This is a genomic window from Mesorhizobium amorphae CCNWGS0123 (genome assembly GCF_001686985.1).
In the GTDB taxonomy this organism is placed as follows: domain Bacteria; phylum Pseudomonadota; class Alphaproteobacteria; order Rhizobiales; family Rhizobiaceae; genus Mesorhizobium; species Mesorhizobium amorphae.
On the sequence record NZ_CP015318.1, the window covers coordinates 3,005,815 to 3,027,665 of the forward strand.

The 21,851-nt window shown below is 64.2% G+C and carries 25 protein-coding genes; 11 read left to right on the plus strand and 14 right to left on the minus strand.

Translation table 11 applies throughout. The features are described 5' to 3' along the window. Nucleotides 1-39 precede the first annotated feature (39 nt). A complete protein-coding gene (nanR, locus tag A6B35_RS14010) occupies nt 40-723 on the minus strand; it encodes a transcriptional regulator NanR (protein WP_006201513.1) in 684 nt (227 codons plus the stop codon). A gap of 205 nt (nt 724-928) precedes the next feature. Between nanR and A6B35_RS14015 the strand changes: the two genes are divergently transcribed. The 5 genes from A6B35_RS14015 to A6B35_RS14035 all read left to right on the plus strand — a co-directional run bounded on the left by A6B35_RS14015 (nt 929) and on the right by A6B35_RS14035 (nt 7,569). After that, the gene (locus A6B35_RS14015; RefSeq protein WP_157999204.1) at nt 929-2,527 is read left to right on the plus strand and encodes an ABC transporter substrate-binding protein; all 1,599 of its coding nucleotides are present in this window, start codon (nt 929-931) and stop codon (nt 2,525-2,527) included. Between the two features lie 94 nt (nt 2,528-2,621). Continuing rightward, nucleotides 2,622-3,578: an ABC transporter permease gene (locus A6B35_RS14020; protein WP_006201511.1), complete on the plus strand. Its 957-nt coding sequence runs from the start codon at nt 2,622-2,624 to the stop codon at nt 3,576-3,578. Then, entirely contained in the window at nt 3,571-4,476 is a 906-nt protein-coding gene (gene opp4C / locus A6B35_RS14025) for an oligopeptide ABC transporter permease (RefSeq protein WP_006201510.1), read from the plus strand. The genes A6B35_RS14020 and opp4C overlap by 8 nt, the downstream gene beginning before the upstream one ends. Continuing rightward, on the plus strand, nt 4,473-6,542 hold the full coding sequence (locus tag A6B35_RS14030; protein ID WP_006201509.1) for an ABC transporter ATP-binding protein: 2,070 nt from the start codon (nt 4,473-4,475) through the stop codon (nt 6,540-6,542). The genes opp4C and A6B35_RS14030 overlap by 4 nt, the downstream gene beginning before the upstream one ends. Nucleotides 6,543-6,672: 130 nt before the next feature. Beyond that, entirely contained in the window at nt 6,673-7,569 is an 897-nt protein-coding gene (locus tag A6B35_RS14035; protein ID WP_040582526.1) for a dihydrodipicolinate synthase family protein, read from the plus strand. Nucleotides 7,570-7,590: 21 nt separating this feature from the next. On the opposite strand, the gene A6B35_RS14040 is transcribed toward A6B35_RS14035, so the two are convergent. Together A6B35_RS14040 and A6B35_RS14045 are read right to left on the minus strand one after the other, a co-directional pair. Continuing rightward, a complete protein-coding gene (locus A6B35_RS14040; protein WP_006201506.1) occupies nt 7,591-8,142 on the minus strand; it encodes a dihydrofolate reductase family protein in 552 nt (183 codons plus the stop codon). A 76-nt stretch (nt 8,143-8,218) separates the two neighbouring features. After that, the gene (locus tag A6B35_RS14045; RefSeq protein WP_006201504.1) at nt 8,219-8,668 is read right to left on the minus strand and encodes a hypothetical protein; all 450 of its coding nucleotides are present in this window, start codon (nt 8,666-8,668) and stop codon (nt 8,219-8,221) included. A 134-nt stretch (nt 8,669-8,802) separates the two neighbouring features. On the opposite strand from A6B35_RS14045, the gene A6B35_RS14050 reads away from it, so the two are divergent. Both A6B35_RS14050 and A6B35_RS34445 read left to right on the plus strand, forming a co-directional pair. Further along, complete coding sequence (locus tag A6B35_RS14050; RefSeq protein WP_006201503.1) at nt 8,803-9,006, plus strand: DUF3606 domain-containing protein; 204 nt, start codon at nt 8,803-8,805, stop codon at nt 9,004-9,006. Beyond that, a complete protein-coding gene (locus tag A6B35_RS34445) occupies nt 9,003-9,182 on the plus strand; it encodes a hypothetical protein (RefSeq protein WP_006201501.1) in 180 nt (59 codons plus the stop codon). Before A6B35_RS14050 ends, A6B35_RS34445 begins: the two co-directional genes overlap by 4 nt. A gap of 17 nt (nt 9,183-9,199) precedes the next feature. Here A6B35_RS34445 and A6B35_RS36210 read toward each other — a convergent pair whose 3' ends face one another. Further along, nucleotides 9,200-9,346, minus strand: coding sequence for a hypothetical protein (locus tag A6B35_RS36210; protein ID WP_006201500.1), 147 nt, complete (start codon nt 9,344-9,346; stop codon nt 9,200-9,202). Nucleotides 9,347-9,934: 588 nt separating this feature from the next. Here A6B35_RS36210 and A6B35_RS14055 point away from each other — a divergent pair. After that, complete coding sequence (locus A6B35_RS14055; protein ID WP_006201499.1) at nt 9,935-11,482, plus strand: tlde1 domain-containing protein; 1,548 nt, start codon at nt 9,935-9,937, stop codon at nt 11,480-11,482. Nucleotides 11,483-11,489: 7 nt separating this feature from the next. Here A6B35_RS14055 and A6B35_RS14060 read toward each other — a convergent pair whose 3' ends face one another. After that, nucleotides 11,490-12,245 (minus strand): bestrophin-like domain, encoded by a 756-nt coding sequence (locus A6B35_RS14060; RefSeq protein WP_065518200.1) that lies wholly within the window; start codon nt 12,243-12,245, stop codon nt 11,490-11,492. Between the two features lie 154 nt (nt 12,246-12,399). Here A6B35_RS14060 and A6B35_RS14065 point away from each other — a divergent pair, with 154 nt between their 5' ends. Genes A6B35_RS14065 through A6B35_RS14075 form a run of 3 tightly spaced genes read left to right on the plus strand, consistent with a single transcriptional unit; the run spans nt 12,400 to nt 14,735 of the window. Beyond that, on the plus strand, nt 12,400-13,185 hold the full coding sequence (locus A6B35_RS14065; protein ID WP_006201497.1) for a ThuA domain-containing protein: 786 nt from the start codon (nt 12,400-12,402) through the stop codon (nt 13,183-13,185). A 56-nt stretch (nt 13,186-13,241) separates the two neighbouring features. After that, nucleotides 13,242-14,300: a Gfo/Idh/MocA family protein gene (locus A6B35_RS14070; RefSeq protein ID WP_006201495.1), complete on the plus strand. Its 1,059-nt coding sequence runs from the start codon at nt 13,242-13,244 to the stop codon at nt 14,298-14,300. 33 nt (nt 14,301-14,333) lie between these two features. After that, the gene (locus tag A6B35_RS14075) at nt 14,334-14,735 is read left to right on the plus strand and encodes a GFA family protein (RefSeq protein WP_006201494.1); all 402 of its coding nucleotides are present in this window, start codon (nt 14,334-14,336) and stop codon (nt 14,733-14,735) included. A gap of 3 nt (nt 14,736-14,738) precedes the next feature. On the opposite strand, the gene A6B35_RS14080 is transcribed toward A6B35_RS14075, so the two are convergent. The 9 genes from A6B35_RS14080 to A6B35_RS14115 form a co-directional block, all read right to left on the minus strand. Beyond that, entirely contained in the window at nt 14,739-15,467 is a 729-nt protein-coding gene (locus tag A6B35_RS14080; RefSeq protein WP_006201493.1) for an amino acid ABC transporter ATP-binding protein, read from the minus strand. A gap of 29 nt (nt 15,468-15,496) precedes the next feature. Next, a complete protein-coding gene (locus A6B35_RS14085; RefSeq protein WP_006201492.1) occupies nt 15,497-16,171 on the minus strand; it encodes an amino acid ABC transporter permease in 675 nt (224 codons plus the stop codon). Next, complete coding sequence (locus A6B35_RS14090; protein ID WP_006201491.1) at nt 16,168-16,845, minus strand: amino acid ABC transporter permease; 678 nt, start codon at nt 16,843-16,845, stop codon at nt 16,168-16,170. Before A6B35_RS14090 ends, A6B35_RS14085 begins: the two co-directional genes overlap by 4 nt. Nucleotides 16,846-16,970: 125 nt before the next feature. Then, on the minus strand, nt 16,971-17,759 hold the full coding sequence (locus A6B35_RS14095) for an ABC transporter substrate-binding protein (RefSeq protein ID WP_006201490.1): 789 nt from the start codon (nt 17,757-17,759) through the stop codon (nt 16,971-16,973). Nucleotides 17,760-17,862: 103 nt separating this feature from the next. Then, nucleotides 17,863-19,026, minus strand: a complete 1,164-nt coding sequence (locus A6B35_RS14100) for a saccharopine dehydrogenase family protein (protein ID WP_006201489.1) — start codon at nt 19,024-19,026, stop codon at nt 17,863-17,865. Next, nucleotides 19,023-19,529, minus strand: coding sequence for an Lrp/AsnC family transcriptional regulator (locus A6B35_RS14105; RefSeq protein ID WP_006201488.1), 507 nt, complete (start codon nt 19,527-19,529; stop codon nt 19,023-19,025). Before A6B35_RS14105 ends, A6B35_RS14100 begins: the two co-directional genes overlap by 4 nt. A gap of 199 nt (nt 19,530-19,728) precedes the next feature. Then, nucleotides 19,729-20,454 (minus strand): 3-keto-5-aminohexanoate cleavage protein, encoded by a 726-nt coding sequence (locus A6B35_RS14110; protein ID WP_006201487.1) that lies wholly within the window; start codon nt 20,452-20,454, stop codon nt 19,729-19,731. 162 nt (nt 20,455-20,616) lie between these two features. Continuing rightward, entirely contained in the window at nt 20,617-20,955 is a 339-nt protein-coding gene (locus tag A6B35_RS34455; RefSeq protein WP_167361593.1) for a hypothetical protein, read from the minus strand. 147 nt (nt 20,956-21,102) lie between these two features. Then, nucleotides 21,103-21,771: a phytochelatin synthase family protein gene (locus A6B35_RS14115; RefSeq protein WP_006201486.1), complete on the minus strand. Its 669-nt coding sequence runs from the start codon at nt 21,769-21,771 to the stop codon at nt 21,103-21,105. Between the last annotated feature and the right edge of the window lie 80 nt (nt 21,772-21,851).

Sequence of the window (21,851 nt, forward strand, 5' to 3'; positions counted from 1 at the left end):
CATTCTCGGCGCGGCCTGGCCTGAACCTCGATACACCCACTAGTCCTGTTTCGACGGCCCTGCATTGAACTTGCGCCGGGCGTTTTCCAGATGCTCGCGCATTGCTCGTCCCGCCGCTTCCGGGTCGTGACGCTCGATCGCCTCGAATACCGCCTGGTGGCCGGCGAAACTCCGGCGGTTCTCGATCTCAGTGTTGGCCATGTGGATGCGCTGGTTGATCAGCCATTCGACCAGCGCCTCATGCGCGGCGAGGAAGATCGGATTGCCGGGAATCTCGGTCAGCACGCGGTGAAAGGCGACGTCGGTGACGGCGAAGGCGCGGGCGCGGGGGATGGCGCGTTCGTTCTCGGCAAGGGCCGCGCCAAGTGCCGCGATCTGCGTGGATGTCGCCACCTCGGCGGCATGGCGCGCGATGGAAACTTCGAGGAACAGGCGCAACTGCTCGAAATGGCCGATGCCGTCGGGCTGGTCCATCAACAGATGCGCCGTTCCGGTCAGCTGCTCCAGCATGCTGCGTGGCGTCGGCCGCGTCACCTTGGGTTTCTCGCCGCTGTTGATGCGCACCAGCCCCATCTTCTCAAGCGCGAACAGCGCCTCGCGCACCGAGGGGCGGCCGACATCGAACATCGTCATCAGTTCGCGCTCGGACGGCAGCGAGGCGCCGACCGGATAGACCTCGTCGCGGATCATCTCCTCCAGGCGCAGGCGAACCTCGTCCGACAATTTTTTTCGTACCGGCATATTGTGCATGGTCTACCTTTTAAGCTATTATACCAGTTGTCGCAAGTGAAGACTTACGCGACCGAAGGGTTGGAGGGGTCGCCGCTGGCTGATGGCGCGGCGGCCGGTGCGACAGGCGAGGCCTGGCGCGGGAGCAGGGGCATGGCCCCCAATTTCGGCCGCCGGAAAACAACGGGAGGAGAATTCTATGAGACGACTGTTGATGAGCCTTGTGCCGGCGCTGGCCATGATGTTTGCCGCCGGTGCCGCCAGGGCGGATGGCGGCACGTTCCGTTCGGCGATGCGCACCGGCTGTATCGAGATGGGCACGCTGCACACCACCTGCGGCCATAGGCTCGACGAGACGGTGCTGCAGGGCCTCGTCCACATCAAGTGGACCGGCGACGACGTGCAGCCGATGCTGGCCGAAGGCTGGAAGACGCCGGACGGCGGCAAGACCTACATCTTCAACCTGCGCCATGGCGTCAAATGGCATGACGGCACGCCCTTCACCGCCAAGGACGTGGTGTTCAGCCTCAACCTCTACGCCAACCCCAAGGTCGGCTCGCCCTGGTCGCAGAAGCTTGGCGCGGTGGCCGGATATAAGGCGTTTCAGGATGGCTCGGCCTCCTTGCTTGCTGGGGTGAAAGCTCTCGACGACATGACCGTCCAGGTCGAGCTCGACAGCGCCAAGCCGCTCTGGGTCCAGTTGCAGCTTATCGCCATCAGCATCTTTCCCGAACACATTCTGGGCAAGGTCGCGCCGCAGGACATCAAGGGCAATGCCTTCTGGGTCAACCGCGTCGGCACCGGCCCGTTCATCTGGAAGAAATACGAGAGCGACCAGTATGTCGAGGTCGACCGCAGTCCCGACTATTTCCTCGGCGCGCCCAAGCTCGACCGCATCATCTACCAGATCTACAAGGACGTGCCGCCGATCATCGCCGCACTGGAGACGAAGGAAGTCGACGCCATGTCCTATGAGGGCGGCGGCGTGCCGATCTCCGAACTCGCCCGGCTGCAGAAGCTCGACTATCTGACGGTGCTGCCGAAATTCTCCGCCGGCCTGCCGACCTATCTGCAGTTCAACCTGGCCGACAAGCGCTTCGCCGATGTCAAGGTGCGCCAGGCGATGCTCTACGCCATCGACCGCAAGGCGATCATCGAGACCGTCAAGCAGGGCGCCGGCGAATTGTCGAACACGCTGTTCCCGCAGGACTGGGCGCGCGCCAAGGACCTCGATCCCTACGACTACAATCCCGACAAGGCCAAGCAACTGCTTGCCGAAGCGGGCTGGGACGGCAGCCAGCCGGTCGATTTCATCTACTATTATTCCGACCAGATGAACGTCGACACCATCACCGCCATCCAGAGCTATCTGGCCGCCGTCGGCGTCAACATCCAGCCGCGCCTGCTCGATCCGGCGGCCATCAACCAGGTCTATGCCGACGGCACTTTCCAGATGGGCTTCTTCGCCAACGGCATGGGGCTCGATCCCTCGCTCGGCTCGCCGCTGGTCGTCTGTGGCGCCAAGCCGCTCGGCTTTGGCTACTGCAACCCGAAGCTCGACGAACTGTTCAACAAGGGTCTGGAGTCGGCGGATCGTGAAGTGCGCGCCGAGGCGTACCAGGAAGCCTCGCGCATCCTCAACAAGGAATTGCCCAAGGCCTGGCTGTGGAACGAGGTGCGGCCGCTCGCCTTCAACAACCGCATCGTCGGCCTTGCCCAGCACTTCAAGGAACAGCCGCTCGTGATCTTCAACCACGCCGTCTACAACGAAGTCGAGAAGTGGGAAGTGGCCAAGTAGGCCGCCGAGCATACTCGACCGCCATGGGGCTCCGGCCCAGCGGAGCCCCATGATTCCCCGCTTTCAACACTCGCGCTTGGCATAGGAGAGGCCGGTGCTCAGCTATCTCTTGCGCAAGCTCCTGCTCGGCGTGCCGGTGCTGTTCGGGGTCACGATCATCGTCTTCGCCATCGCCCACGCCATGCCGGGCGATGCGGTGCTGGCGATGATCACCGCCGAGGCGCCGTCGAGCGAGGAATTGATCGCCATGCGGCGCGGCGAGCTCGGCCTCGACCAGCCGCTCTACATCCAGTACCTCAACTGGATCGGCCAGATCCTGCACGGCAATCTCGGACGCTCCTTCGTCAATGGCCGCAGCGTCGCCGCGATCATCGGCGAACGGCTGCCGATGACGCTGGAGCTGATGGGCGTGGCGCTGCTTGCCGCCTTCGTCATCGGCACCACGCTGGGCGTCATCTCGGCGCTCAGGCAATACCGGCTGACCGACTATTCGCTGACGCTGGGCGGCTTCGTCGGCGTCTCGATCCCGGATTTCTTCATGGGCCTGCTCCTGGTCTATGTCTTTGCGCTGGAATTGCGCTGGCTGCCCTCATCGGGCATCTCGACCGCGGGCGAAAGTTTCTCGCTGGCCGACAATCTCAGGCACCTGGTCCTGCCGGCGGCAGCACTTGCTCTGTTCCGCGCCGCGATCTTCATGCGCTATGCGCGTGCCGGCATGCTCGAAGTGCTGAACCAGAGCTATATGCGCACCGCCAGGGCCAAGGGGCTCAAGCCCAGCACCATCGTGCTGCGCCACGGCCTGCGCAACGCGCTGATCCCGCTGGTCACCGTCTTTGGCCTGGCTTTGCCGACGCTCTTCGGCGGCTCGGTGGTGATCGAGACCATCTTCCAGTGGCCGGGCATCGGCCTGATGTTCATCGACGCGGTGGTGAACCGCGACAGCCCGGTGATCATGGGCTACGTGCTGATCACCGCCATCATCGTCATGCTGGCCAACCTTGCGACCGATCTCGCCTACAGCGTGCTCGACCCGAGGGTGAGCTATGACTGAGGCCGCCATCGATACCGGCATTGCGGCAGGCGCCTCGCGTGGCCTGTGGGGCGAGGCGGCGCGCCGCTTCCTGCACCACCGGCTGGCAACGGTCGGGCTGGTGGTGCTCACCATCATCGTGCTCGCCTGCATATTCGCGCCGCTGATTGCCCATTACGGGCCGAACGACATCGACCTCAGGGGTCGCAACCAGCCGCCGGGCGGCGTCCATTGGCTCGGCACCGACGGCACCGGGCGCGATATCTTCGCCCGCATCCTCTATGGCGGCCGCATCTCGCTGTCGGTGGGCTTTATCGCCGTGGCGATCTCGGCTGCCATAGGCATCTTCGTCGGCGCCGTCGCCGGCTATTTCGGCGGCAAGGTCGACCTCTTCCTGATGGGCCTGATCGACATGGTGCTGACCTTTCCGCGCCTGGTCATCATCATCGCCTTCGTCGCCGTCGTCGGTCCCAGCATCCTCAACACCATGCTGGTCATCGGCCTGCTCAGCTGGCCCTCCATCGCCCGGCTGACGCGCGGCGAGATACTTTCGCTGCGCAACCAGGAATTCATCCTCGCCGCGCGCTCGCTCGGCACCTCGCCCTCGGTGATCATCCTCGAACACATATTGCCCAATGTGCTGAGCCCGATCCTGGTGGCGATCACGCTCGACGTCGCGACCGTCATCCTGCTCGAAGCCTCGCTCTCCTTCCTCGGCTTGGGCGCCCAGGCGCCGGCCGCCAGCTGGGGCAACATGCTGCGCGACGCCCGCACATTGTCGATCCTGGAGAGCCAGCCCTGGATGTGGATCCCGCCCGGCGCGATGATTGCTGTTGCCGTGCTCAGCATCAACTTCGTCGGCGACGGCCTGCGCGATGCGCTCGATCCGCAGCACATCATCGGCGGAGGCGGCAAATGATGCACGCCGATACGCTTGCGCGTGACAAGGTGGAAGCGGCCGGGCAGGGGCCATTGCTCGACGTGCAAGGCTTGAGCGTCGCCTTCGGCCCCGAGGGCCGCGCGGTCTATGCCGTCAACGACGTCTCCTTCCAGCTTGCCGAGGGCGAGTCGCTGGCCATCGTCGGCGAAAGCGGCTCCGGTAAGTCGGTCACCATGCAGACGTTGATGGGCCTGATCCGCAAGCCGCCAGGCCGCGTCACCTCGGGGCGCGCGCTGTTTCGCGGCCGCGATCTTCTCGCCATGCCGGACAGCGAGCTGCGCCAAATCCGCGGCCGCGACATCGCCATGATCTTCCAGGATCCGATGTCGTCGCTGAATCCGGTGCTGACCATCGGCCTGCAACTGACCGAGGCGCTGCGCGAGCACCAGGGGCTCAGCGAAAGAGAAGCCGAGCGCCAGGCGCTCGACATGCTGGATCTTGTCGGCATCGCCAATGCGGCGCAGCGCATGCAGGCCTTTCCACACCAGTTCTCAGGCGGTCAACTGCAGCGCATCGGCATTGCCATGGCGCTGGTCTGCAAGCCCTCGATCCTGATCGCCGACGAGCCGACGACGGCGCTCGACGTCACCATCCAGGCGCAGATCGTCGAGCTGGTCGCCCGCCTGCAGAAAGAACTCGGCATGGCGATCATCTGGATCAGCCATGACCTCAGCCTCGTCGCCGGCTTCGTCGAGCGCGTAGCGGTGATGTATGCCGGCTCGATCGTCGAGACGGCGCCGGTGGAGCGGCTGTTTGCAGCACCCACCCACCCCTATACGATCGGCCTGCTCAATTCGATCCCGTCGCTGACGGCGGCAAACACCAGGCTGGTGCCGATCAAGGGCGCGCCGCCCAACGTCACGTTGGCGCCGACCTTCTGCGCCTTCGCGTCGCGCTGCGACCATGCCGTCGCTCGCTGCCGCGAGGCAAAGCCGGTGCTGGAGCCGGTCGTATCGGGCCACGCCGCCGCCTGCTGGCGCTGGCGCGAGTTGCAAGGTTTTCCACGCGCCCCGGGTTCAGTCATGGCGACCGCACAGGCATCCGGCGCCGCGCCAAATGAGCCGCTGCTCACCGTCTCCGGCCTGAAGGTGCATTTCCCGATCCGCCGCGGCGTGCTCCGCCGTCAGGTCGGCGCGGTGCGCGCCGTCGACGGCGTCAGCTTCGAGGTGCTGCGCGGCGAGACGCTGGCACTGGTCGGCGAAAGCGGCTGCGGCAAGTCGACGACCGGGCGTGCCGTGCTCGGCCTCGAACGGCCGAGCGAAGGTGAGATCCTGTTCGAGGGCAGGGACTATGCCGAGGCCACGGCCGAGCGGCTGAAAGAGCGCCGCCGCGACATGCAGATGGTGTTCCAGAATCCGTTCGGTTCGCTCAATCCGCGCATGACCGTCGGCCGCATCATCGGCGAAGGCCTGCGCGCCCAGAAGATCGGCACCCGCGCCTCGCGCGAGGCGCGCGTCAGCGACCTGCTGGCGCTGGTCGGTTTGCGCGAGGCGATGCGCGACCGCTATCCATTCGAGCTCTCCGGCGGCCAGCGCCAGCGCGTCGGCATCGCCCGCGCGCTCGCCGGAAGCCCGAAATTCATCATCGCCGACGAGCCGATCTCGGCGCTCGACGTCTCCATCCAGGCGCAGATCGTCAATTTGCTCGACGATCTGAAGGCGCGGCTAGGGCTGACCTATCTGTTCATCGGTCACGATCTGTCGATGATCCGCTATCTCAGCGACCGCGTCGCGGTGATGTATCTCGGCCGCATTGTCGAGACCGGCACCACGGCTTCGGTATTCGGCACGCCGCTGCATCCCTATACGCGGGCACTTTTGTCGGCGATCCCGGTGCCCGATCCGAAGGCCGGCGGCACGCGCCGGCGGATCGTGCTCGGCGGTGGCGTTCCCGATCCGTCAAAGCCGCCATCCGGCTGCCATTTCCATCCTCGTTGCCCGAGGGCGAGCAAGATATGCGCCCAGGTTGCGCCCGAGCCGCGCGACTTCGGCTCATCCGCCTCAGGGCAACACCTCGTCACCTGCCACCATGCCGGGGAGGTGTAAGCGATGCTTTCAGAGCGAAGCTGGTTACCGAAAAGGTCATGCCGAAACAAGACGATAGAGCCGGAACCGGAATCAACGGATCAGGCTCCGATATCTCCTGCAAAATCCTGAAAGCACCGAGGGTTCAACAATGACGAGAGAATTGGCGGGCATGTATGCCGCCTTGATGACCGGCCTCAGCGACGCGGGCGAGTTCGATCCGCAGCGCCAGCGCAACATCAACGACTATGTGCTGCGCCAGGGGCTGGCCGGCCTCTATGTCGGCGGCAGCAGCGGCGAGTCCGGCCTGCTGACGGTCGACGAACTGCTGGCCCAGCAGGAACTGGTCGCCGAGAACGCCAAGCCAAGTGGCACAACGCTGATCGCCCATGTCGGCATGCCCAATCTGCGCGATTCCGTTTGCCTGGCGCGGCAGGCCGAGAAGCTGGGCTACCACGCGCTGTCGGCGCTGCCGCCGCATTCCTACCCGTTCTCCGACGAGGAAGTGTTTGGCTATTACCAGGCCTTGGCCGGTGCCACCGGCCTGCCGCTGATCGTCTACGAGATCCCCTTGCGCACCGGCCGGCCCTTGCCGCTGGCGCTCTTGGTGCGATTGCTCGATCTCGCCAATGTCGTCGGCATCAAATACACCTCTACCGACCTGTTCAAATATTCGCTGCTGCGCAAGCGGCAGCCGCAAAAACTGTTCTATTACGGCTTTGACGAGATCTATGCCGCCGCCGGAATGCTCGGCACCGAGGGCGGCATCGGCACCACGTACAATCTGCTCGGGCGGCTCTATGTGGCGGTGGACCAGGCGGTGCGCGCCGGCGACCTTGCCCGTGCCCGCGCCCTGCAGATGGTGTCGCAGGACTTCGTCGAGGCGCTGATGGAAACCGGCGTGCTGCCCGGCATGAAGGCGGCTTTCCGCGTCATCGGTGTCGACTGCGGCCCCACGCGGGCGCCGATGGCACCGGGCGTCAGCGACGCAGAAGCCCGCATGCGCGAGGTCCTGGCCCGCCCGGCGATCCGGGAATGGCTGGCCTGAGGCAAGCGACGCCGTTGAAGCTCAGGCTGGTGCGTAACGCAGCAGCGTCACGCCCTGGGAAAGGCTTTCCGTGCCAAGCGGCGTCAGCTTAAGCGACAGGCCGGCGTGGAAGTACGGCTTGCCGCCGCCGAGCACGACCGGTTGCATGTAGAGCCGATACTCGTCGATAAGGCTCGATCGTGCCAGATGCGCGGCAAGTTCGGCACCGCCGACGCCGATCTCACCATCCGTCTCCGCCTTGAGATTCTTGACCACGGCCTCGGCGTCACCGCTTGCCAGCCGGGCGTTCGGGCCAACGTCCCGCAGCGTCGTCGAAAACACGATCTTCGGCGTTTCCCGCCAGGCACGGGCAAAATCCCGCTCGACTTCGGCGCCGGTCTCGCGGTCCGGGCTGTCCCAGAAGCGCATCGCCTCATACAGCCGTCGTCCGCAGAGCATGATCGATGTCTGTCTCATCTCATCGTTGAAATGCCGGTGCAATTCTTCTTCGGGCACCGGCAGGTCGATGTTTCCGTCCGGCCCGGCAATGTAGCCGTCCAGCGACATCAGCATGGAATAGATGATCCTGCCCATCAGCACCTCCTTGTCTCACCAAGGATACAATACTGATTGCATTTTGCAATCGGTGTTCACACGTGACGGATAAAAGTCACCCGACGCGGCGCAGCGCCGAAAGGAACAGCAACAACAGCGCCAGCGCATTGAGGCAGGCGGCGGCCGCATGCGAGTATTCCCACTGCCGCCGCAGCATCTCCCAATTGTCGGGCAGCATGGTCCAGTTGCTGGTCGCCCGGTTGGCTGGGAACGTAAACGTCCAGAAAGCGAACTGCGTGGCGCCGATGGCGATGAAGGCGAGGGCGACGAGGCCGAAGGCGCCGCCCGAACGGTAGAGTAGCACCGCAAGTGCCGCGGTCGAGAGAAGCGCTCCCAGCACGACGATACCGAACAGGCTCCAGCCGTCATAGGCGCGCTGGGCGGCAAGGTAGCTGTTGCCGTCGAGCCTAAGCTTGCTGAACATCGCAAAGACATGCGCGCCGGCCGGCACGAAGGCCAGCGCCGCGAAGATGAAGCTCACCACCCTCAGACCGTAGATCGCCATGCCGATCCTCCTTTCGAGGAGACAGCTAGCGCGGCAGGCAGGCTTGGGAAGGAGACGAGGCGGCTGGCAGAACTGCCGGCGAAGGGAACCTGTCGGTCGCCCCTGCCGTTGTGCCGTAAGCAGGGAGGTGCGTTATGAACAAGTTCGGCAAGGACAACATTCCGCGAGACGATCAGACCATCGACCCGGACAACGTGCTGGACGTCGAGGCGCTGGCGCTGCGAACCGGCATCACCGGCGATCAAGCGCAGGCGCTGGTCGACCGCATCGGCAATGACCGCGCCGCATTGGAACAGGCGGCACGAGAGCTGAAGCAGCAGGAAAGTGAAAAACCGTGACGGCCAACCGCAAATCCCTACGCAAGTCAAAGACCGAAAGCATGGAGCGGAAGGCAATGCGCCTGGCCGAGACCACCGATGTCTCGCCCAAGCAGGCCAGGGATTTGATGCGCGAGCACGGCAAGGACAGCGAAAAGGTCGACAAGGAAGCGAGGAATTTCAAGGCTGAAGGCTGAGCCTTCGACGCCTCGGTTCAGAAGCCGAAGAACTGCTTGCCGACCATGTAGCCGAGCGCCACCACCGCCAGCGGGAACAGCGCCGGCGCTACCTTGCCGAGGGGCGACGGCCTTGTCTCGTTGGCTGGACTATTGGGCTTGGCGTTATTGAGGTTCTTGGTCATTGGCTCGTGGTCGACGGATCAAGCATATTAGCTTCTGCTCAACAGCTTAATTTTTGGCAAACAGGATTCGGCAAACCAGCGGCTGGCAGCGCTTGTCCTGCCGCCGCCCGCCCTTCCGCCGGACACCGCGAATGGTCGCGCAAACAGTTCGCGGCCTCGCGCACCAGAACGCGCCGGCAAAGGCACCACACCCAATATTTCATTAGTGAAATCTAATATGATCGATTCAAATGGCTGTTCCGCACGACCGCTCGTGCCGGGGTTTCTTGACTTGATCGACAAAAACGGGCAGCAAGGCAGGTGAGGGAGAGCATTTTTACCATAGCGAAGACTGTGGAGGGCTCTTTTTCGTATCGACCGCCGTGCAATCGGCGACCGATGGAGGGATTGGTTAACCAACTTTGTCCATCTTTTGATTCAATCGGCAACAGACGCAGGAAGGTGCAGGGGGCACCAGGCGAACTGTAATCGAGACGGATGCCAGGCCCATAAGCCGGCACGCCGATTGAGAGTGGTTGTATGGCGTTTGTGCGTTTGAAAGACCGGGGTGACAATCCTGATCGTGGATTGACTTCGAAGAAGCCCGGCTTGCGCTGGGTCACGGTTCCCGCCGTCGGAGCGGTGATCGCTCTTTGGTCGGTGGCGACCATGGCCGGCCTCGATTCCGTCGGCACCTCGCTCAGCGCCGCTTCCAGCGGACTGCCGCAAAGCCTGCTTGCGCCAAGAACCATTGCGTTTGCCGATCCGCGCCGGACGCTCGCCTGGGCACCCCAGTTTTCCGCCAACGGCCGGCCGGCTTCCCTGCTCGGCCAGTGCGATGCCGGCTGCCTGCGAGCGGCTTCCAGCTTCGGCCACGACGGCAAGATGGCGCGGCTGCAGCCGGCGGCAAAGCCGGACAGCATCGCGCCGAAGACACCGAATGCCGTCGCGCTTGCCGCTCTGCCCGGCGACCGCTTCGACGGCGTGGTGGCGAGGGCAAAACTGTCGCCGCAAAAACTCGCCGCCGCCTTCTCCCGTGCGCAAAACGGGCCCTTCATGCTGGCGAGCCTGCCATCCGATGCCCGCTTCGCTGAGCCCGTTGTTCGCCTGCCTGACCAGAACGGCCCGGCTTCAGTGCGCTTCGGGCCGCAAGTGGCTGAGATAGAACGCTCGTCGCGCCTGGCCCTTGCGCTGGCCAATGCCATGCCGGAGGCCGCCGATATGTTGGCGCCGCCGCCGTCCGTTGCGCTGGCAGCACCTGACACGCAGCAGGCCGAGGTTCAGGTAGCCTCGCTGCCGCCACAGGACGAGATGCCGGATGCAATTCCGTTGCCGACTGGCCGGCCGCGGGCGGAGATCGACCAACCGGCCCAATCTCCCAAGATCGAGTCCCCCAGGGCCCGTGCCTCCAGGACAGAGACCGAGGCGCCAAAGGCTCAAGTCCCAAAGGCGCAGGCTGCAAAGCCCACCAGGACCCAGTCGGCCAAGGCCGCGGATGTGCCGACGGCCGAGGCACCGCGCGCGCCGGCCCGGTCGCCACGCAGCGCCGAGCACGGGGTCCTGCCGGGCGTGCAAGCCAACCAGGTCGTGCAAGCCAGCCTGGGCAAGCCGGCCAAGCCAGCCAAGCGGTCGAAGGCCCAGGACGGCGAAATGCTGGCCTATGCCAAGCCTGACATGCCCGAGCGCGGCGCAGGCGGCGTGTTCGGCAATTTGTTCACCAGCAGGCCCAGCATGGGCAGCGGCGTTGCCGTCTACGACATCTCGGCGGCGACGGTCTACATGCCCGATGGCTCGAAGCTCGAGGCGCACTCGGGGAAGGGCGCCATGGTCGACCAACCGCGCTTCTCCAACCGCAAGAATTCCGGCCCGACGCCGCCCGACACCTACAATCTGTCGCTGCGCGAATCGCGCTTCCACGGCGTCGAGGCCATCCGGCTGACGCCGACCAGCGGCAGGAACAAATATAACCGCAATGGCCTGCTCGCCCATACCTATCTGCTGCGCAACGCCCCAGCCCAATCCAGCGGCTGCGTGGCCTTCAAGGACTATGGCCGCTTCCTCGCTGCCTTCAAGAAGGGCAAGATCAAGCGCCTCGTCGTTGTGCCGCGCATGTCCAAGTCCTTGACGCAGGTCGCCCAGGAAGGGCGCCAGGGCTAGCCGGACATCACTGCGTCATTTCCGCCAGCGCCCGCTGCAGCGGCGCCGGTGAGATTTGGATCGGCCCCGAGAACGGCAGGTCCATATCCAGGATCAGATAGAGTGCTGAGGCGACCAGTGCTGCCGACACGATGAAGGTGCAGACGACGGTGGCGTTGCGTGGCGCCCGAAAGCCGAAGCTGGCGAAGATCAGCGTCAGCCACGCGACGAGCAGCGCGATCAGCGGCGCGGGGATCGCGCCTTCCGACTGTTCGACAAGCACCCAGCGTTGCTCGATTACCTTCTGCAGCTGCTGGGTCGCATTTTGCAGCAGGGTCGCATGCCTGGCCTCCGGCGGCGTCAGTGCCGCCAGCATGTCGCCGACCTGGTTGAGCAGCAGCTCGGATAGCCGGTTGGCGACGACCGGAGTCTGCTGGCTGGGGGAGGTGGCATCGACAACTCGCTGCGCGTAGGCGGCGAGCGACTGGCGTGCCGGGTCCGTCTCGGGTCCGTATTGCCTGAGCGAGCGGTCGAGCAGGATCAAGTCCGTTGCGAAGACGTGGACGTTGTGGTCGATGGATTCGAACGTGTTTTTGGCCGAGTTGATCATCAGGCCGAGCACCAGCGAGGACATCACCACGAACAGGTTCGCGGCATGCCGCACGACGGCGCTCGTGTCGTCCTGGCGATGGTGGCTCGGAAATCTCTCATAGATCATCAGGCTGGTCAGCGAAGCGCCGGCCAGACAGATGAAGATCCCCAATCCAATCAGGCCCTCCCTCATGGCTGATATTGTGCACGACATTAGGAAAATGTCGCGCTGAATCATTTTGGCAGGACTGGCGGCTACGGCGTTGCGCGAAAAGCGCTTTCAATGCCCGCCGAAGGCACTATGTATGACCGGGGTGGCTCCGGCTTCACACCATCAAGAGGATGTCATGACAATACGCGCTGTCGTCTGGGGCGAGAATATCCATGAGCGCACCAATGAGGTGGTCGCCTCGATCTATCCCGAAGGCATGCACGCCACCATCGCCAAGGCGTTGAACACGGACACTGGCATTTCCGCCTCGACCGCGACGCTGGAGCAGCCGGAGCACGGCCTGCCGGCCGCGCGCCTGGCCGAGACCGACGTGCTGCTCTGGTGGGGCCACAAGGATCATGGCGCCGTCGCCGACGAGGTGGTCGAGCGCGTGGCGCGCCGGGTCTTCGAGGGCATGGGGCTGATCATTCTGCATTCCGGCCATTTCTCGAAGATTTTCAAGCGGCTGATGGGCACGCCCTGCACGCTGAAATGGCGCGAGGCCGGCGAGCGCGAGCGGCTCTGGGTCACCAGCCCCAGCCACCCGATCGCCGAGGGCATCGGCGAATATTTCGAGCTCGAGAACGAGGAGATGTATGGCGAGCAGTTCGCCGTGCCGGAGCCGCTGGAGACGGTGTTCATCTCCTGGTTCCAGGGTGGCGAGGTGTTCCGCTCGGGGCTGACCTACAGGCGCGGCGCCGGCAGCATCTTCTATTTCCGGCCGGGCCATGAGACCTATCCGACCTATCACGATGCCACCGTGCAGAAGGTGCTGCGCAACGCCGTGAAATGGGCGCACAACCCGCAAGGTGCGAAGCCGGCCATCCTCGATGCGCCGAACGTGCCGGTTGACAAGGCGCTGGAGCCGATCGTCGAGCGCGGCGGAAAACTCCACGCCACCGGCGAAGCCGGCTTCCGCTGAGGACGCCGGCGCGGCCTGATCGTTTAATCTCCATTTCTGGCTCCAGGGAGCAAAAAATGCGGCTTTTGATACTCGGCACCGGCTGGATGGCGCAGGAGCATGCCCGGCAGTTCGGCAAGATAAAGGGCGTCGAAATCGTCGCCGCCGTCGATGTCGACGCGGCCCGCGTCGGCGAATTCGCCGACAGCTTCGGCATCCCCAACCGCTTCACCACGCTGGAGGAAGCGCTGAAATGGGGCGGCTTCGACGCGGTCGCCAACGTCACGCCGGACCGCATCCATCATCCGACCACAATGGCACTGATCGCCGCCGGCAAGCCGGTGCTGTGCGAAAAGCCGCTGGCCGAGAATTTCGGCAAGGCCAACGAGATGGCGGATGCCGCCAAGGCCGCCGGCATCGTCAACATGGTGAACCTCACCTATCGCAATGTCGCAGCACTGCAGAAGGCACGCGCCATGGTGCTTGCGGGCGAGATCGGCACGGTCCGGCATGTCGAGGCGTCCTATCTGCAGAGTTGGCTGGTGTCGAAATTCTGGGGCGACTGGCGCACCGATCCGAAATGGCTGTGGCGGCTGTCGCGCGATCACGGCTCCAACGGCGTGCTCGGCGATGTCGGCATCCACATCCTCGATTTCGCCAGCTACGGCGCTGCCCTCGACATCGACCATGTGTTCTGCCGCCTCAGGGCCTTCGACAAGGCGCCAGGCAACCGCATCGGGGAATACGGGCTCGACGCCAATGACAGCTTCGCCATGACGCTGGATTTCGCCAATGGCGCCTTCGGCGTCGTGCACGCCAGCCGCTGGGCGACCGGCCACTTCAACGAACTGAGGCTCCGCATCTATGGCGACAGAGGTGGCCTCGAAGTGGTGCACAATCTGGAAGGCTCGGAGCTCAAGGCATGCATGGGCGCCAACATCGAAACAGCCAAATGGCAGGTGCTCGATGCCGGCACCGTGCCGACCAACTACCAGCGCTTCGTCGACGCGGTGCTGAGCGGCGTCCAGCCCGAGCCGTCCTTCCACCACGCCGCCGAATTGCAGAAGGTGCTGGACCTTGCCGTCGTCTCGGACGAGAAAAGGGCGGAACTGAGGGCCCACGCCGACACGCAGTGAGGCCTTTCTGTCTGGTCTGGAAAGGAGCCAGCCATGGTCACGCGTCGCGCCGAATGTTCATGCGGCCAGCTGTCGGCCACTTGCGTGGGCGAACCGGTCCGCATCTCGGTCTGCCATTGCCTGGACTGCAAGCGGCGCACCGGCAGCGCCTTCAGCTTCAATGTCCGCTTTGCCGAAGACGGCGTATCGGTCCAGGGACGATCGGCGCAGTTCACGCGCATCGGCGAAGCGGGCGGCCGCGTCACCTACAGCTTCTGCCCAGACTGCGGCACCACGGTGCATTACCGGATCGATGTCCAGCCCGGCGTAATCGCCATCCCGGTGGGTGCCTTCGCCGACCCATCGTTCCCGCCGCTTTTCCAGTCCTTCTACCACGACAGCCGGCGCTGTGAGTGGGTCGAGATCCGCACCGAGCCTTTGGCGACGTTCGGCTGAAGCCTAGTGCCGCAGGATCCTGCTGAGGAAGGCGCGGCTGCGGTCCGTCTTGGGGTCGGAGAAAAATTCATCGGGCGTGCCGCTTTCGACGATGGCGCCGGCATCCATGAACACCACGCGCTGCGCCACCTTGCGGGCAAAGCCCATCTCATGCGTCACCACCATCATGGTCATGCCTTCTTCGGCCACCGCGACCATGACGTCGAGCACTTCCGAGATCATCTCGGGGTCGAGCGCCGAGGTCGGTTCGTCGAACAGCATGATCTTTGGACGCATGCCGAGGCAGCGCGCGATCGCCACGCGCTGCTGCTGGCCACCGGAGAGTTGCGCCGGATAGGCATCGACCTTGTCGGCCAGGCCGACCTTGGCCAGCAGCTCGCGCCCGGCCTGCTCGGCTTCGGTGCGAGGAATCTTGCGCACGTGAATCGGCGCCAGCGTCACGTTCTCTAGCGCTGTCTTGTGCGGATAGAGATTGAACGACTGGAAGACGAAACCGATCTCGGTGCGCAGCCGCGTCATGTTGGTGGCGGGGTCGCCGAGCCGCTGGCCGTCGACCACAAGATCGCCGTCCTTGATCGTCTCCAGCCCGTTGATGCAGCGGATCAAGGTGCTCTTGCCCGAGCCGCTCGGGCCGCAGACGACTACGACCTCGCGCGGCTCGACGCTGAGCGTGATGTCCCGAAGCACGTTGAGCGCGCCGAACCATTTGTTAACGCCGCGAAACTCGATCATGCCAGTACCATTTTTGCTGGGGCTCGACGTCACAACTGCACCTCGCCATGTGCCGCGCCCATGCGGCGTTCCAGCCGGCGGGCCAGCATGATCAGCGGGTAGCAGACGATGAAATAGCCGACGCCGACGAGGAAGAACACCAGGAGGCCGTTCGGCACACGCTGCACCACCAGCCAGCCGACGCGGGTGAGGTCGGTCAGCCCGATGGCCGAAACGACCGAGGAATCCTTGATCAGCAGCACATATTGCCCGACCAGCGGCGGCAGCACGATGCGCATCGCCTGCGGCAGCACCACCTGGCGCATCCGCTGCCAGCGCGACAGGCCGGATGCCAGTGCGGCCTCGACCTGGCCGGTCGGCACCGAGCGGATGCCGGCGACGACGATCTCACAGATGAAGCAGGCCGCCAGATTGGTCAGCGCGATGATGCCGGCGGTGAAGGCGTCGAGCTCGATGCCGAATTCCGGCAGGATGAAGAAGATCAGGAAGATCTGCACCAGGAACGGCGTACCGCGGATCAGGTCGACCCAGGCGCCGATCGCCGCACTGATCAGCCGGTTGCCGCCGGTTCGCAATATGCCGAGACCAAAGCCGAGCAGCGTGCCCAGCACCAGGCTGATCAGCGACAGCACCACGGTCATGCCGAGGCCGCGCAGCGCCAGCGGATAGCTCCCGGCGAGGCTTTGCAGCTGCTGCCAGATCATGTGCTGCTCCTTGCCGGCTGCAAGCCGAACCAGCGACCGGAGAGCGCCGCCAGCCCTTTCAGGCCGTAATAGAGTAGCAGGTAGAAGGCGGCGATGGTGATGAAACCTTCCGCCGGCATGAAACGATCGGAAGCGAGCAGCTGGCCGGCGCGCGTCAGTTCGGAAACCGAGATCAGCGACAGCAGCGCCGAATCCTTGACCAGCACGATCGCCTGGCCGAGCAGTGGCGGGATCGTCACCTTGAACGCCTGCGGCAGGATGACGAAGCGCATGCGCTGGACATAGGTCATCCCCGAAGCGACGCCGGCTTCCACCTGGCCGCGCGGGATCGACAGGATGCCGGCGCGGATAATCTCGGCGACATAGGCGCCGCTGTTCAGCGACAAAGCCAGGATGCCGACGACAAGCTCGGGCAACACAAAGCCCAGCCGGGGCAGGCCGAAATAGAGGAAATAGAGTTGCGCCAGCAAAGGCGTGGCGCGCACCGCGTCGATATAGGCCTTGGCCGGCACGCGAAACAGCCGGCCGCGCTGCAGGTTCATGGCAGCGAGCACGATGCCGACGGCAAGCGCCCCGGCAAAGGACAGCGCCGACAGCCACACGGTCGTGACGAGGCCCTGCCCGAACAGAGGCAGGTATTCGACGATGGTGCGGAAGCTGAAATTTTCGAGCATGGGGCGCGCGGTGATGAAGAGGGATGGCGATTGGCGAATAGTGAATAGCGAATAGGGGAGTAGGGAGCAGCAATGCGTGGCCGGAACGGCCATTCACCTTTCCCTACTCGCTACTCCCTAATTCCTCAGTGATCTTTCTTCCAGGCGTCGGAATTGACCCAGTAGTCGAGGTTCTTTTGCAGGCGGCCGTCGACGCTGACCTGGTCGAGGAACAGGTTCATCCAGACCAGCAGGTCCGGCTCGTCATAGCGCGTGGCGAACGCAAGCGGCTCCTTCGACAGGAGGTCCGGCATGATGGTGAAGCTGCCGGCCGGATAGGCGGTCGACTGACCCTTGACCGCCGAGACGTCGTTGACGCCGCAATCGGCCTGGCCGTTGTTGATGGCGTCGAGCAGCAGCGGGCCGCCGCCCTTATAGCTCTTGATGTCGGCATCGGGGAAGGCGGTCTTGGCCTCCTTCTCGCCGGTGGCGCCAAGCAGCACCGCGATCTTGGTGCCCTTGGCCTTGCAGTCCTCGGTGGTCTTGAACTTGCTGTCGGCCTTGGTGAAGACGGTGCTGCCCGTATACATATAAGGTTTGGTGAAAGCGACCTTCATGCCCCGCGCGAGCGTTGGCGTCATGTCGGCGACCAGCAGGTCGGCCTTGCCCGAGAGCAGCGCCGGGATCAGACCATCCCAATCAAAGTCGAGGAAGGTGATCTTGACGCCCATTTCCTTGGCCATCAGCTCGGCAAGTTCGACCGAACTGCCAGTGCGTTCGCCATTGGCGCCGACCAGCGAGAAGGGCGGTCCTTGCGTCTGCACCGCGACGCGCAATTCGCCGCGCTTGGTGATGTCGTCCAGCGTTCCGGCACTGGCAACGGCGGTAAGGCTTGCAAGCGCAAGTCCGGCGATGAAAAGCTTGGCAATCTTCATGTGGCATTCCTCCTTGTTGTCGTTTGTTATTTTCACCCTTCGGGGTGCTTTTTGAGCGGCAGCGCCGTTGCCGGCGGCGACCTCCGTCCGAAAATCTGTCTCCTCAGTCCCAGTCGACCGTTTCGGCCACCCGGATGCCGCGCTTGGCCAGTTCGTCGAAGAAGCGGCCGTCGGGCACATGCAGCAGCGGGTTGAGCAGGCCGGGGGTAGTGATCTCGCCTCGCTCCAGCATCTGCGCCACGATGCTTGCGGGGTAGCCGACGCCAAGACTCATGCCGAACAGGCCGGATTGGAGGTCGCGTTCGATGATCAGCTCCGAGGTCACCGTCTTGCGGCGGGCGCCTTCGCTGCCGGAAAAGACGTTGCGCATCACGCAAAGGTCCTTCTCGTCGGCGCCATACTGCAATTGCGGGCCGAGCAACCGGCCGAGAAATTCGCGTGGGCTGGCACTTAGGCCGGGCAGCTTGTCTTCGGAGAGGAATCCAAGCTCCTTCAGCGGCGCCCAGAACGCCGACCAGCCAGGCCAGCGCAGCGTGTAGCGGCCTGAGCGCTGCAGCCCCCTAGCGGCGGCCAGCATCTCGACGTAATGCAGCGCATCGCCATTGGGGAAGGCTTCCAGCCGGCCCAGGCCCGCGACCTCGATCTCGTGGATGAAGCGGTTCTCGTGCTGCCGGCCGGCTGGCACCGCGACCCGCTCGCCGTCCTCGATCATCACGCTGTCGCGGTTCTGGCTGACCAGAACCATGTCGAAGTTCCAACTCACCTTGTAGCAAAGCGGCTTGGCCATCGCCTTGGGTTCGGGGATGCCGCCGCAATAGGAATCGATCGATGTGATGCTGTCGAACTGCCTTGCGGCGCGCGCGTAAAGCACGAGGTCGATACCGGGGTCGAGCCCGCATTCGGTCATGATCGAAACGCCGGCCTTTTTCGCCGCCGGTGCCAGATCGGCGATGGCCTTGCCGTAATTGGTGGTGACCAGCGGCGTGCGCGTCGCGATCGCCGCCAGCACCGCCTCGCGCATCAGCGGCTGCGGCAACAGATCGATGACCGCATCGACATCGGCCAGCACATTAACGAGTGCCGGGCCGATGGCACCCTCGGGCACGACGAAACGCACGCGCGACAGGTCGGTGAGACCGCCAAGCCGGGCAGGGCCGTCAGAGGCGGTGTCGACGCAGACGATTTCTTCGACATCGGCGCTGACAGCGAGATCGGCGATGGCCGCCCGGCCTTGCAGGCCGAGGCCGCCCAGAACCGCGATCTTCATGCCGGCTCCTTGGGGGCAACGTCTTCCGACCAGCAGCCTTCCGGCAGGCTGACCCATTTGTTGCAGGAGGCCATGACGACGAAGGTCTCGCTGCGCATGACTTCGCCGGGCTCGCCGGCACCCGGGATCAGTTCGCTGGTGACGCGGTAGAGATCGGCGACATCGCCGGCCACGGTGACGTCGACGATGATGTCGAAGCGCCCGGTGACCACGGAGGCCGAGTTGACGAAAGGCAATTCCGAAATGCGCTGCGCCAGTTCCCTGGCACGGCCGCGTCCCTGCGCATTGATGCCGACGATGGCAGAGATCAATTCCGGGCGCTCGGTCAGGTTCAGCAGTCCGACGATCTTGAGCAGGTTGCGGTCGAGCAAATTGCGCAGCCGTGTGCGCACCGTCGGCACCGAGACCGCCATTGTCTCGGCGAGCCGATTGATGCCGGGCTGTGCATCCTGCGACAGCAATTTGACCAGTCGGCGGTCGGTCTGGTCGAGGTGTTCCCGCAAAGGTCAAAACTTTCACAAAAGAGAAGAATTTTGAGACGTTTTATTGCTTATATGAAAATATCATAGGGGCAATATTTTAAAACAGCAAGGGCGGTTCCGACGGTTGTCAACACGCCGGATACACGCGACGCCCGATCAGGTCGCATCGCCGCGCGAAACATCGTTTCGGCGCAAAGGGTCTACCTGGATGGATCAGCGACTATCGCCCAGCCCGGAAGATCGCCACCGCGGACGCCGTCAGCGCCGCATTGCCGGATGCAGTCGTTCCGTCAGGCAACTCCTTGCCATCCTCCAACCCCACCCGTGTCGATAACTTCCGTCTGGCCGCCCGCTCGACGAAAGGCCACACGGTCGCGTTCTCGCCGTGCAGCAGGATGGAGCGGCGGATGCCGGCACGCTGCAACACTTTTTCGATGCCGTTGGCGATGGCAAAGGCCTCGTCCAGCGTCTGCTCTGAAATCTCGATCAGGATGCGCAGCACCCGTCCGCCATGGTCGAGGCTAACCAGGCGCTCGGCGTCGGCGATCGACGCCAGCCCGGCCTCGATGCCGATGCCGCGTTGGCGCAGGCTCTCCATCACCAGCGGCGCCGCCGCCTCGCTGAGATTGACCGAGGCATAGTCCGGCAATTCGCGCCAGCCGGCGATGGCCGCAAGCGTGCGCTGGTCGTCATTCTCAATCCAGGCGCCGGTGGAAACCCCGATCAGCGTGCCCGGGCAGGCGCGGCGCAGCGCCAAAACCGTCGCGTCCATCGCCGCCGGTGCCAGGCTTTCGCGGCCGTCGAGCCCGCGCGCATGCGCATGCAGCTCGGCCGCACCGGCGGTCACAGAAGCAGCACCGTCGCGCGCCATGGCGTCGGCACCGAGCGGCAGTTGCGGATGAAATTCGGCGCCGCGCGCGCCATTGATGCAGGTCTGGACAATCATCGGAAAGCAGCCCGGTTGCGGTCGCGACCAGTCTAGCCGAGGCCGGCGACAACCGGAATCAGGCAACCGATCATTCCTGACAGGCGATACGCTTCCGCGCACCGACGTCCGGCAAGATCCAGAAACACATCTTGCGCGGGTCTACGCGCTGACCGCGATCCCCTAGTTGCAGATCGGTGGCCGCAGGGAGACGTCTTCCCTGTCCCACAAGCAGGAGGAGGGAAGCGGCCAAGCGCGCTGCCTGGCTAGCCAAAGGCAGTAAGAACCGGAATGAGCGCCGGCAAGAAAACTGGCAGATGAACAGCCGACCAGGCGCTGATGCGCACCCGATGGGTTGCTTTCCCGCCATGAAACTTCATCATTTGCCACAGCGGCGAACCATTGGGCCTCACTCGACGTCAAACCAAAAAGGACGCGACCAGAGTAGTCGGCGGGCTCATCGACGGTCGTGTCGAACACCGCCCAGGTGTCGGGCGGCTCCTGCACTGCGACGAACCTCATTTGAGCCTCCATTGTGCGAAGAGGCTAATATAGCAGTCAGTGCCCTGCGGCCGTGTGAATGAGCCCACATATGGAAGCTGCGCCTTCGCGCTTGTTCGTATCGGCTTGAAATCGGGCAATTTTTTACGCCCTGGATGCACCCAGGCGCTACTCGATCAGCAGCAAGCCGCGCTTCTTGTCGCCATCGCTGTCGATCGTGTCGATGGCCGAGAACAGACGTTCACGCTCGACCAGCCAGGGCTTGTAGCGCTCGTTGACATCGAGGACGAAAACCATGTCCTCGGCCTCCAGATAGCCACCGATCGGGGAAAAATGGCCGCTGCCGGCGCCGAAGATCTTCTCGCGGGTGAAGTTGACGATGTAACGGCGGCCCGGGTCGTTGGCGCGCTTCATGTGCTCGCGGAATTCGTCGGCGCTCAGGTTGCGCAGCACGGAGACTTTCCGACTGGTCTTCGTTCGGGCGACCTCGGCAACCTCGTCCAGGGTGAGCCCGACGATGCAAAAACCTGTCCAGCACTTTCCCGTGCCCTCGAGGACTTCGGCCTCGCTTGTCTCCTCCTCGCCGATGGAACGGAATGTGTTTGCGACGCTGGCCGGACCGCACCGCGAGCTGTTCGATTGCCAGTCAAGGCTGGCGTTGAACGTGGCCGCCACCGGCAGCTTCCAGGCGCTGTCGATCAGCGCAGGGGTACGGACAACCGACGATTGGATTGCGTCGGGCGAAACCGCGGTCTGGCCAACAAGCAACAGGGCGCCGCCGCCAAGCAGGCCAAGGCCGGCAACTGCAATCAAACCAAAGGCGAGACCGCGATTCATTGCCGAACCTCGAAACAGTGCAGCAACAGGACAATTCAGAAGTGCCACAGCGTAGCGAAATCGGAGACAACAGTCGATGT

Bases quoted from the DNA above. Each gene is read 5' to 3' on its own strand.
- A6B35_RS14100 (WP_006201489.1), bottom strand. From the start codon at position 19,026: ATGAAGATCGCGGTTCTGGGCGGCCTCGGCCTGCAAGGCCGGGCGGCC.
- A6B35_RS14090 (WP_006201491.1), bottom strand. From the start codon at position 16,845: ATGCTCGAAAATTTCAGCTTCCGCACCATCGTCGAATACCTGCCTCTG.
- A6B35_RS36210 (WP_006201500.1), bottom strand. From the start codon at position 9,346: ATGACCAAGAACCTCAATAACGCCAAGCCCAATAGTCCAGCCAACGAG.
- A6B35_RS14080 (WP_006201493.1), bottom strand. From the start codon at position 15,467: ATGATCGAGTTTCGCGGCGTTAACAAATGGTTCGGCGCGCTCAACGTG.
- A6B35_RS14085 (WP_006201492.1), bottom strand. From the start codon at position 16,171: ATGATCTGGCAGCAGCTGCAAAGCCTCGCCGGGAGCTATCCGCTGGCG.
- A6B35_RS14095 (WP_006201490.1), bottom strand. From the start codon at position 17,759: ATGAAGATTGCCAAGCTTTTCATCGCCGGACTTGCGCTTGCAAGCCTT.
- A6B35_RS14060 (WP_065518200.1), bottom strand. From the start codon at position 12,245: ATGAGGGAGGGCCTGATTGGATTGGGGATCTTCATCTGTCTGGCCGGC.
- A6B35_RS14035 (WP_040582526.1), top strand. From the start codon at position 6,673: ATGACGAGAGAATTGGCGGGCATGTATGCCGCCTTGATGACCGGCCTC.
- A6B35_RS14050 (WP_006201503.1), top strand. From the start codon at position 8,803: ATGAACAAGTTCGGCAAGGACAACATTCCGCGAGACGATCAGACCATC.
- A6B35_RS14045 (WP_006201504.1), bottom strand. From the start codon at position 8,668: ATGGCGATCTACGGTCTGAGGGTGGTGAGCTTCATCTTCGCGGCGCTG.
- A6B35_RS14110 (WP_006201487.1), bottom strand. From the start codon at position 20,454: ATGATTGTCCAGACCTGCATCAATGGCGCGCGCGGCGCCGAATTTCAT.
- A6B35_RS14015 (WP_157999204.1), top strand. From the start codon at position 929: ATGAGACGACTGTTGATGAGCCTTGTGCCGGCGCTGGCCATGATGTTT.
- A6B35_RS14070 (WP_006201495.1), top strand. From the start codon at position 13,242: ATGCGGCTTTTGATACTCGGCACCGGCTGGATGGCGCAGGAGCATGCC.
- A6B35_RS14030 (WP_006201509.1), top strand. From the start codon at position 4,473: ATGATGCACGCCGATACGCTTGCGCGTGACAAGGTGGAAGCGGCCGGG.
- A6B35_RS14115 (WP_006201486.1), bottom strand. From the start codon at position 21,771: ATGAATCGCGGTCTCGCCTTTGGTTTGATTGCAGTTGCCGGCCTTGGC.
- A6B35_RS34455 (WP_167361593.1), bottom strand. From the start codon at position 20,955: ATGAGGTTCGTCGCAGTGCAGGAGCCGCCCGACACCTGGGCGGTGTTC.
- A6B35_RS14065 (WP_006201497.1), top strand. From the start codon at position 12,400: ATGACAATACGCGCTGTCGTCTGGGGCGAGAATATCCATGAGCGCACC.
- A6B35_RS14040 (WP_006201506.1), bottom strand. From the start codon at position 8,142: ATGGGCAGGATCATCTATTCCATGCTGATGTCGCTGGACGGCTACATT.
- A6B35_RS14075 (WP_006201494.1), top strand. From the start codon at position 14,334: ATGGTCACGCGTCGCGCCGAATGTTCATGCGGCCAGCTGTCGGCCACT.
- opp4C (WP_006201510.1), top strand. From the start codon at position 3,571: ATGACTGAGGCCGCCATCGATACCGGCATTGCGGCAGGCGCCTCGCGT.